We start from the raw sequence: 8,730 nt of genomic DNA on the forward strand, positions 1-8,730 counted from the left end.
GCTAAGGCTACCCGCAGCCCGCCGCCCAGACGTACAACCTCACCCCGCAGGCCCCGGCCCCTGCCCCGACGCCGCCCAAAAAGAGCCGCCGGGGGCTGAAGGTCGGCCTCATCTCCCTCGTCCTCGTCCTGGCGGTCGGCTCGGGCGCCACGGCCGCGGTGTACCTGATGGGCAAGAAGGACCACGACAAGGGTTCCAGCAGTACGGCGAGCGGCGACAAAGCCAAGAACGAGGAGAAGGACAAGCCGAGCCCGACGCCGACCGAGTCGGAGACGGGCGCGGACGACGGCTCCGGGGACACCACCGGGGGCACCGGCACCACTCCCACGGGCTCCGCGCCGCCCGCCGAGGGCGCCAAGTACACCAAGATCGTCGACAGTGTGCCGATCACGGTCCGGGGCCCCGACTCCGGCCTGGACAGCACGTACGTGGACCTCGACCAGCCGCTGGTGGACCCCACCAGCTCCCAGATGGACTACGACGACGCGGAACTGCGCATCGACGGCTCATCGGTGTCGTTCGGCACCTCCATGGGCGAGGCGAACGGCTCCACGGACAAGGAGTGCCGCGCGGGCGCGGACCAGAACCCCTACACCGACAGCCTGTCCGCCGAGTCCATCAACCGGGACGAGCAGATCGCCAAGGGCGACTACCTCTGCACGATCACGAGTGACGGCAACCTCGCCCTGTGGGAGGTCACCGAGGTGAAGTCGCCCCAGGACCAGGACTACATGCCCGACATCCGCGGCACCGTCACGGTCTGGAAGATCACGACCTGACGGGTCCGGCAGAAGACCGGTCAGGCCGAAGAAGGTCAGGCAGAAGAAAGGGGGCGCCCCCGGGTTCCGATGAACCCGGGGGCGCCCCCTTTCCGTCGTGCCCTCGCGTGCCCGCTACGAGTGGCTGCGCAGCAGGGTGCGCATCGTGCGCATGGCCACCGACAGGTTGGCCAGGTCGAACGCGTCGGAGCCCTGGATCTCCTCCAGCGTCGTCCGCGCACGGCCCAGGATCGGCGCGTTCTGCTGCTCCCACACCTTGAACCGCTGTTCCGGTGTCGACGTGCCGTTCCCGGCGGACAGCACGTCCGCGGTGAGGGAGGCGTGCGCCGCGTACAGGTCCTCGCGGATCGCCGCGCGGGCCATGGACTGCCAGCGGTCGGCGCGCGGCAGCTCGATGATGCGGTCCATGAGCTGGGTGATGCGCAGCCGGTCGGCGAGGTCGTAGTACACCTCGGCGACCTCCATCGGCGTCCGCCCGACCCGGTCGGCGACGGCGACGATGTCGAGCGTCGGGAACGCCGAGGAGAAGCCCGCCACCCGGGTGGCCAGTTCCTCGGGGACGCCGACGCCGGCCAGCTCGTCGTAGATCTGCTGGTACCACTCCAGGTCCGCGCCGCGCAGCAGCTTGGGCAGCTCGCCCCAGACGAGGTCCACGCCGTCCTTGAAGAAGGCGATGGTCTCGCTCAGTTGCAGCGGCTGCGGCCGGTTGTTGAGCAGCCAGCGCGTGCCGCGCTCGACGAGGCGCCGGGAGTGCAGCCGGATCCGGGTCTGGACGTCGGCGTCGACCTTGTTGTCCAGGCCCTCGACGGCGTCCCACACCGCGCCCGACCCGAAGATCGCGCGGGACGCGGTCTGCGCCCGGACGATCTCCTCCAGCGAGGCCCCGGTCTCCTCCCGCAGCCGGTGCAGGAAGCTCGTACCGCCCGTGTTGACCGTGTCGTTGACGAGCAGGGTGGTGACGATCTCCCGGCTCAGCGGGTGGCTGTCGATGTGCTCGGAGAACTGCTGGCGCAGCGCGGTCGGGAAGTACGTGTGCAGCAGGGTGCGCAGGTACGGGTCGTCCGGCAGCGAGGTGTGCAGCAGCTCCTCGGCGACGGTGATCTTCGTGTACGCGAGGAGGACGGCCGTCTCCGGACCGGTGAGGCCGTGCCCGGTGTTCAGCCGCTCACGGATCTGCCGGTCCGTGGGCAGGAACTCCAGCGCCCGGTCGAGGTGGCCCTCCCTGACCAGGTGACGCATGAAGCGCTGCTGGGCGTGGAGCATGTCCTTGGACTGGGCGAGGGCGTTGGCGATGGCCGTGTTCTGCGCGTAGTTGTTGCGCAGGACCAGCCGGCCGACCTCGTCTGTCATCTCCGCGAGCAGCTTGTTGCGCTGCTTGACGGTCATGTCGCCCTCGGTGACCAGGCCGTTGAGCAGGATCTTGATGTTCACCTCGTGGTCGGAGGTGTCCACGCCCGCGCTGTTGTCGATGGCGTCGGTGTTGACCCGTCCGCCGGTCTGCGCGAACTCGATCCGGCCGAGCTGGGTCAGGCCGAGGTTGCCGCCCTCGCCGACGACCTGGACCCGCAGGTCCCCTCCGTCGACCCGGATGGCGTCGTTGGCCTTGTCGCCGACGTCGGCGTGCGACTCGGCGCCCGACTTGACGTACGTCCCGATGCCGCCGTTCCACAGCAGGTCGACCGGCGCCTTGAGGATCGCCTTCATCAGGTCGGCCGGGGTCATCTTGGAGATCTTCTCCTCGATGCCCAGGGCGTCCCGGATGTGGCCGTTGATCGGGATGGCCTTGGCGGTGCGCGGGAAGACGCCACCGCCGGTGGAGATCAGCTCGGTGTCGTAGTCCTCCCAGCTGGAGCGCGGGAGTTCGAAGATCCGGCGCCGCTCCCCGTACGAGGTGGCCGCGTCGGGGTTGGGGTCGATGAAGATGTGCCGGTGGTCGAAGGCGGCGACCAGCCGGATGTGCTCGCTGAGCAGCATGCCGTTGCCGAACACGTCACCGGACATGTCGCCGATGCCGACGACGGTGAAGTCCTCGCTCTGGGTGTCGACACCCAGCTCCCGGAAGTGCCGCTTGACGGACTCCCAGGCGCCGCGGGCGGTGATGCCCATGCCCTTGTGGTCGTAGCCGGCGCTGCCGCCGGAGGCGAAGGCGTCCCCGAGCCAGAAGTTGTACGACTGAGCCACCTCGTTGGCGATGTCGGAGAAGGTCGCGGTGCCCTTGTCGGCGGCGACGACGAGGTAGGTGTCGTCCTCGTCGTGCCGGACGACGTCGGCGGGCGGGACGACCTCTCCGGCGACCATGTTGTCGGTGATGTCGAGCAGCGCGGAGATGAAGGTCCGGTAGCTGCGGATGCCCTCGGCGAGCCAGGCGTCGCGGTCCACCGACGGGTCGGGCAGCTGCTTGGCGACGAAGCCGCCCTTGGCGCCGACCGGCACGATCACGGTGTTCTTGACCATCTGCGCCTTGACCAGGCCCAGGATCTCCGTGCGGAAGTCCTCACGCCGGTCGGACCAGCGCAGTCCACCACGGGCGACCTTCCCGAACCGCAGGTGCACGCCCTCGACGCGCGGCGAGTACACCCAGATCTCGAACGCCGGGCGCGGTGCCGGCAGGTCGGGGATGGCCTGCGGGTCGAACTTCATGGAGACGTAGTCGTGCGGCTTGCCGCCGGCCGCCTCCTGGAAGAAGTTGGTGCGCAGCGTCGCCTTGATGACGGTGAGGAAGGACCGCAGGATGCGGTCCTCGTCGAGGGAGGCCACCTGGTCGAGCGCGGCGTCGACCTCTTCGAGGAGCGCGTCGACGATCTCGCGTCCGGCCCGCTGCCGGTCGGGCGACATCCGCGCCTCGAACAGCGACACGAGCAACCGGGTGGTGTGGACGTTGTTGCGGAGGGTGTCCTCCATGTAGTCCTGGCTGAAGGTGGACCCGGCCTGCCGCAGGTACTTGGCGTACGCGCGCAGCACCATGGCCTGCCGCCAGGTGAGCCCGGCGCTCAGCACCAGGGCGTTGAACCCGTCGTTCTCGGCCTGCCCGGTCCAGGTGGCGGCGAACGCCTCCTGCACCCGTTCGCGGGCGTCGCCGCCGAGGAAGTCGCCGGCCGCCGACCGGGGCATGCGCAGCCCGAAGTCGTAGATCCAGGCGGTCGTACGGTCCTCGCGGCGCAGCTCGTAGGGCCGCTCGTCGATGACCTCGACGCCGAGCCGGTTGAGGACGGGCAGCACCGCGGAGAGCGAGACGGAGCCGCCCTTGCGGTAGATCTTGAACCGCCGTTCGTCGGGCGCGGCGCCCACGGGCTCGTACAGGCTGAGCGCGAAGTCCTCCTCCTCGCCGAGCTGTTCGATGTTGACGAGGTCGGCGACGGCGGAGCGAGGGCTGTGGTCGGCCTTGTAGCCCTCGGGGAAGGCGTTGTGGTAGCGGCGCAGCAGTTCGGCGGCGCGCTCCTCGCCCAGTTCGGCGTTGAGTGCCTCGCCGAAGCCGTCCGCCCAGGAGCGGGCGGCCTCCACCAGGCGGGCCTCGACGCGCTCCTTGTCGGCGTCGGTCAGCTGGGGCAGTTCGGTGCCCTGCGGGACGCGGACCACGAAGTGCAGCCGGGAGAGGATCGACTCGGTGTTCCAGGCGGTGAAGTCGACGCTGGTGCCGCCGAGTTCCTCCTTGAGGATGTCGATGATCCGCAGCCGTACGCCGGTGGTGTACCGGTCGCGCGGCAGGTAGACGAGGGCGGAGTAGTAGCGTCCGTACTCGTCCTGCCGCAGGTAGAGCCGCAGGCGCCGGCGTTCCTGGAGGTAGAGCACGGAGGTGACGATGGACCGCAGCTCGTCGGCGGGCGTCTGGAACAGCTCGTCACGCGGGTAGGTCTCCAGGATCTGGAGCAGGTCGCGTCCGTCGTGGCTGTTGGGCGAGAACCCGGCGCCCCTGAGGACCTCGTCGACCTTGCGCCGGATGACGGGGACGCGGCGGACCGACTCGGTGTAGGCGGCCGAGGAGAACAGCCCGAGGAACCGTCGCTCACCGACGACGTTCCCCTCGCTGTCGAACTTCTTCACGCCCACGTAGTCGAGGTAGGACGGCCGGTGGACGGTGGCGCGGCTGTTGGCCTTGGTGAGGATGAGGAGCTTGTGCTCGCGGGCCTTGGCGCGGGCGTCGGCGGGCAGCCGCTCGAAGGAGGAGCTGACGGGGTGGTCGTCGGGCCCGGCGTGGTGCGGGTCGGCCCGCAGGATGCCGAGTCCGGTCCCGGCCACGGCGGCGAGGGAGTCGTCGGGGCGCAGTTCGTACTCGCGGAACCCGAGGAAGGTGAAGTGGTCGTCGGCGAGCCAGCGCAGCAGCTCGCGGGCCTCCTCCACCTCCTGGTCGCGCAGGTCGTCGGCGGTGGGTTCGGTGGGCAGTTGGTCGGCGATCCGCAGCGCCGCGTCCCGCATCTTCTCCCAGTCCTCGACGGCCTCCCGCACGTCGGACAGCACCCGCAGCAGATCGCTGGTGATCTGCTTCAGGTCGCCCCGGTCGGTCTCGCGGTCGATCTCGACGTGGATCCAGGACTCGATGTGCGCGTCGTGCGGAAGCGTCTCGCCGGCGGCCACGGCCGCCGCGGCGGCGGCGACGGCGGACGGCTCGCTGACCAGCTCGACGAGCCTGCCGGTCACGTCACGGCGGACGACGACCTGCGGGTGGATGACGACGTGGATGCCCCGTCCCTGCCGTGACAGCTCATTGGTCACGGAGTCGACGAGGAAGGGCATGTCGTCGGTGACGACCTCGACGACGGAGTGGCTGCAGGTCCAGCCGTTCTCCTCCACGGTCGGGGTGTGCACCCTCACGTTGGCCGTGCCCTGAGGGCGGTTCTCGGCCAGTCGGTAGTGGGAGTAGGCGGCTCCGAAGACGTCGACCGGGTCACGGCCGCTCAGGTCCTCCGGGGCGGTGTGCAGGTAGTAGCGCTGGAGGAACGCGAGCACGGTGTCGTGGTCCGGGGTGTCCGGTGCACCCGCGGCACTCTCGCTCGTCGTCCCAGTCGGTAGGTGCCCCCCGACCGGGCTGTTCTCAGCTACCCGGGCGGCCCTCTCGAGCAACTCGGCCTTGGCTTCGTCCAGCTTGGTCTGCATTGTCCTCTGGCTCCTGTCGCGCGCCGTTGCGTGACGTAGAAGGAAGTACGGGCTCGGCCCCTCCGACGCGACGGCACAACACGGGGTGTCCGGTCTGCTTCGACGCTATGCCGCGGGGTGAGATGAGCGGGAGGTAATCGGCCATTCTGGCCACCGAACAGGGGTGTGACGCTGCTCTCGGCGCCGCCTTGGTGAATTCGTTCGGCGCCCCGGGGGCCTTCAGGCTCCCCACCCGCCCGCAAGGACCAGCGACCGCCGCCCGGTCACGGATGTCGTCCGTGCTCACCGGGCGCGGGGCAGGGACGACGACGTCCCCGCGAACTATCGCGCTGATCACGCCACCAAGGCTATCGCTCCTTACAGGCCCCTCGTCATGAGCCGTATGTGTACAAAACCGGGGCCAGAACTTTGACATTCCACACAGAGACAACCACCCGACCTCCACACTCACCCCGCCCACCCGAGCATACTCCCGCTCAACTGTGCCTCCTGGGCAGGGCGCGGCCAGGGTTTTTCCCGTGGGAGAGGCCCGGCCCGGGGCCGGGGCCGGACGCCGGGTGACCGGAATGCGCCGGGTGACGGGTCGAGGCGACAATCGGAGGGTGAGGCTGCCGCCAAGCAGGTGGCGAAAGGCCCGCGCCGGAACCGCACCGCCGCACACCCCCTTGGCAAACCCCCACCCTGGATGCACGTTGCCCAGGACACCCCGACGAGACGACCACCACGAGGCCGAGGGGAACCCGCCATGACAGCCAAGATCCTCATCATCACCGGTGACGCGGCCGAGTCACTGGAGGTCCTGTACCCCTACCAGCGCCTGCGGGAGGAGGGCTACGAGGTCCACATCGCCGCCCCCAGCCGCAAGCAGCTCCGCTTCGTCGTCCACGACTTCGAGCCCGGTTTCGACACCTATACCGAGAAACCGGGGTACACCTGGCCCGCTGACCTGGCCTTCTCCGAGGTCGACCCCGGCCAGTACGTCGCCCTCGTCATCCCCGGCGGCCGGGCCCCGGAGTACCTCCGCAACGACCCGGAGCTGCGCAAGATCCTGAAGTCGTTCTTCGACACCGACAAGCCGGTCGCCCAGATCTGCCACGGGCCGCTGCTCACCGCCGCCGTGGACGCGCTCCACGGCCGCCGCGTCACCGCGTACCCCGCGCTGGAGCTCGACATGCAGTCCGCGGGGGCGACCTTCCAGGACACCGAGACCGTGATCGACGGCACCCTCGTCTCCGCGCGCGCGTGGCCGGACCACCCGAGCTGGATGCGCGAGTTCCTGAAGGTCCTGCGGACCAAGGCCCCGGCGACCTGAGGGCGACGGAGGGCAGGAAGGGGGCGCCGAACCGGCGATGAGCCGGCTCGGCGACGCGCTACGCCGCCAGCCGCTGGGCCTCCACGACCGCCTCCTCCAGGGTGTCCACCACGGGCACCCCGGGCACCGTCTCCAGGCTCGCCCGGCTGTGGGAGCCCCCGGTGTAGAGGACGGCCCGCGCCCCGACGTGCCGGGCGGCGACGGCGTCGTCCGCGGCGTCCCCGATCACCACGGTCCGCTCCGGCTCCACCCCGACGAGCCGGCGCAGGTGCCGCACCATGTGCTCGGCCTTGCTGCCCCCGGACGGCCCCCGCCGCCCGTCGACCCGCATGAAGTGCGGCTCGATCCCGAATCCCCGTACCAGCGGCACGAGTTCCTCGTGCACGTACATGCTGAGGATCGACTGGCTGTGCCCCTCGGACCGCCAGTCGGCGAGCAGCGTGGGCACGCCGTCGGTGAGCCCGCACGCGACCCGGTGCTCGGCGTAGTACCGATGGAAGACGGCGTCCATGGCGTCCCACTCCTCATCGGTGGGCAGCCGCCCGATCAGCCGCTCGTAGAACTTCGGCACCGGCACGCAGTACAGCTCCCGGTACCGCTCCAAGGTGAGCGGCTCGATCCCCAGCTCGGCGAACGCCGCGTTCGTCGCCCCGATGATCGCTTCGTTGTCATGGAACAGCGTGCCGTTCCAGTCCCAGACGATGTGCGCCCCAGCGCCGTGCTTCCCCATACCCGAAAAACTACCTCTCACCACTGACAACGCGCCGTGACCCTGTGTACGCACCCCGCAGACGCGTACGAGTCAAAGGCCGCGCGGCGTCGGTGTCACTCCCCGAGCCCCACCAGGTTGGGGATCTCCTGCGTCGCGTACCACAGCAGTTCGTGGTCGTCGGCGCCGTCGACGATGAACTGGGCGTCGTCGTCGCCCTGGTCCGCCGCGCCGAGCGCGTCTGCCGCCTCGGACACCTCGGCCTCGGCCTCCGCCGAGTCGACGTGCACGGCCGCCGCCTTGGACAGCGGCACCGGCCCGGCGACCCGCACCTCGCCGAGCGCCGTCGGGTCGAGGCCCCGGTCGGGATCGGCGACAGCGTCCCGGTCGGCCACGTCCACCGCCACGACGACCCGGCGCCGAACGGCACCCGGCTCCACGGCTACCAGCCGCAACGACGCGAGCGCGGCGCGGTTCAGGGCGGCGTACTCCAGCTCCTCGATGTCGTCGGACAGGTACCACTCGCGCAGCGCCGGCGTGACGGCGTACGCGACGAACGGCCCCTCCCCCAACTGCCCCGTCTTGTACGCCTCGGCGAGCCCGGGAAGGGTCAGGGGGACGTAGACGCGCATGGCAGGCCGCTTTCGTAGTCGTGTTCGCTGTCAAGGCTCCGCGGAGGGCTCCGACGAGGGGTCCACCCCCGCCGGGAACGATCCGTACCCCGCAGGGATCGCTCCCGCACGCCGGAGGCGCCCGGGGCGGTACGAGGAGTCGGTCCCGACGGTCCTTCAGGATACGTGCGGCGTCCCCTTTCGAGCCCCCGCCCCCATCACCCTGAT

General features: G+C 70.1%; 5 protein-coding genes. 2 read left to right on the plus strand and 3 right to left on the minus strand.

Annotated features, from left to right (window positions below; all coding sequences use genetic code 11):
* Positions 1–167 precede the first annotated feature (167 nt).
* On the plus strand, positions 168–779 hold the full coding sequence (locus AOK15_RS36695) for a hypothetical protein (protein WP_055522894.1): 612 nt from the start codon (positions 168–170) through the stop codon (positions 777–779).
* Positions 780–893: 114 nt separating this feature from the next.
* On the opposite strand, the gene AOK15_RS36700 is transcribed toward AOK15_RS36695, so the two are convergent.
* A complete protein-coding gene (locus tag AOK15_RS36700) occupies positions 894–5,870 on the minus strand; it encodes an NAD-glutamate dehydrogenase (RefSeq protein ID WP_055522896.1) in 4,977 nt (1,658 codons plus the stop codon).
* Positions 5,871–6,615: 745 nt separating this feature from the next.
* Here AOK15_RS36700 and AOK15_RS36705 point away from each other — a divergent pair.
* Complete coding sequence (locus tag AOK15_RS36705; RefSeq protein WP_055522898.1) at positions 6,616–7,182, plus strand: DJ-1/PfpI family protein; 567 nt, start codon at positions 6,616–6,618, stop codon at positions 7,180–7,182.
* 58 nt (positions 7,183–7,240) lie between these two features.
* Here the strand turns inward: AOK15_RS36705 and AOK15_RS36710 are convergent, their stop codons facing one another.
* Together AOK15_RS36710 and AOK15_RS36715 are read right to left on the minus strand one after the other, a co-directional pair.
* Entirely contained in the window at positions 7,241–7,912 is a 672-nt protein-coding gene (locus tag AOK15_RS36710; RefSeq protein WP_055522900.1) for an HAD family hydrolase, read from the minus strand.
* 95 nt (positions 7,913–8,007) lie between these two features.
* On the minus strand, positions 8,008–8,523 hold the full coding sequence (locus AOK15_RS36715) for a DUF6912 family protein (protein ID WP_055522902.1): 516 nt from the start codon (positions 8,521–8,523) through the stop codon (positions 8,008–8,010).
* Positions 8,524–8,730 lie beyond the last annotated feature (207 nt).

The organism is Streptomyces ossamyceticus (assembly GCF_001418475.1).
Lineage (GTDB): Bacteria > Actinomycetota > Actinomycetes > Streptomycetales > Streptomycetaceae > Streptomyces > Streptomyces ossamyceticus.

What these genes read in the sequence shown, in the direction of transcription:
- AOK15_RS36715 (WP_055522902.1), bottom strand. Translation starts at nt 8,523, where the DNA reads ATGCGCGTCTACGTCCCCCTGACCCTTCCCGGGCTCGCCGAGGCGTAC.
- AOK15_RS36705 (WP_055522898.1), top strand. Translation starts at nt 6,616, where the DNA reads ATGACAGCCAAGATCCTCATCATCACCGGTGACGCGGCCGAGTCACTG.
- AOK15_RS36700 (WP_055522896.1), bottom strand. Translation starts at nt 5,870, where the DNA reads ATGCAGACCAAGCTGGACGAAGCCAAGGCCGAGTTGCTCGAGAGGGCC.
- AOK15_RS36695 (WP_055522894.1), top strand. Translation starts at nt 168, where the DNA reads ATGGGCAAGAAGGACCACGACAAGGGTTCCAGCAGTACGGCGAGCGGC.
- AOK15_RS36710 (WP_055522900.1), bottom strand. Translation starts at nt 7,912, where the DNA reads ATGGGGAAGCACGGCGCTGGGGCGCACATCGTCTGGGACTGGAACGGC.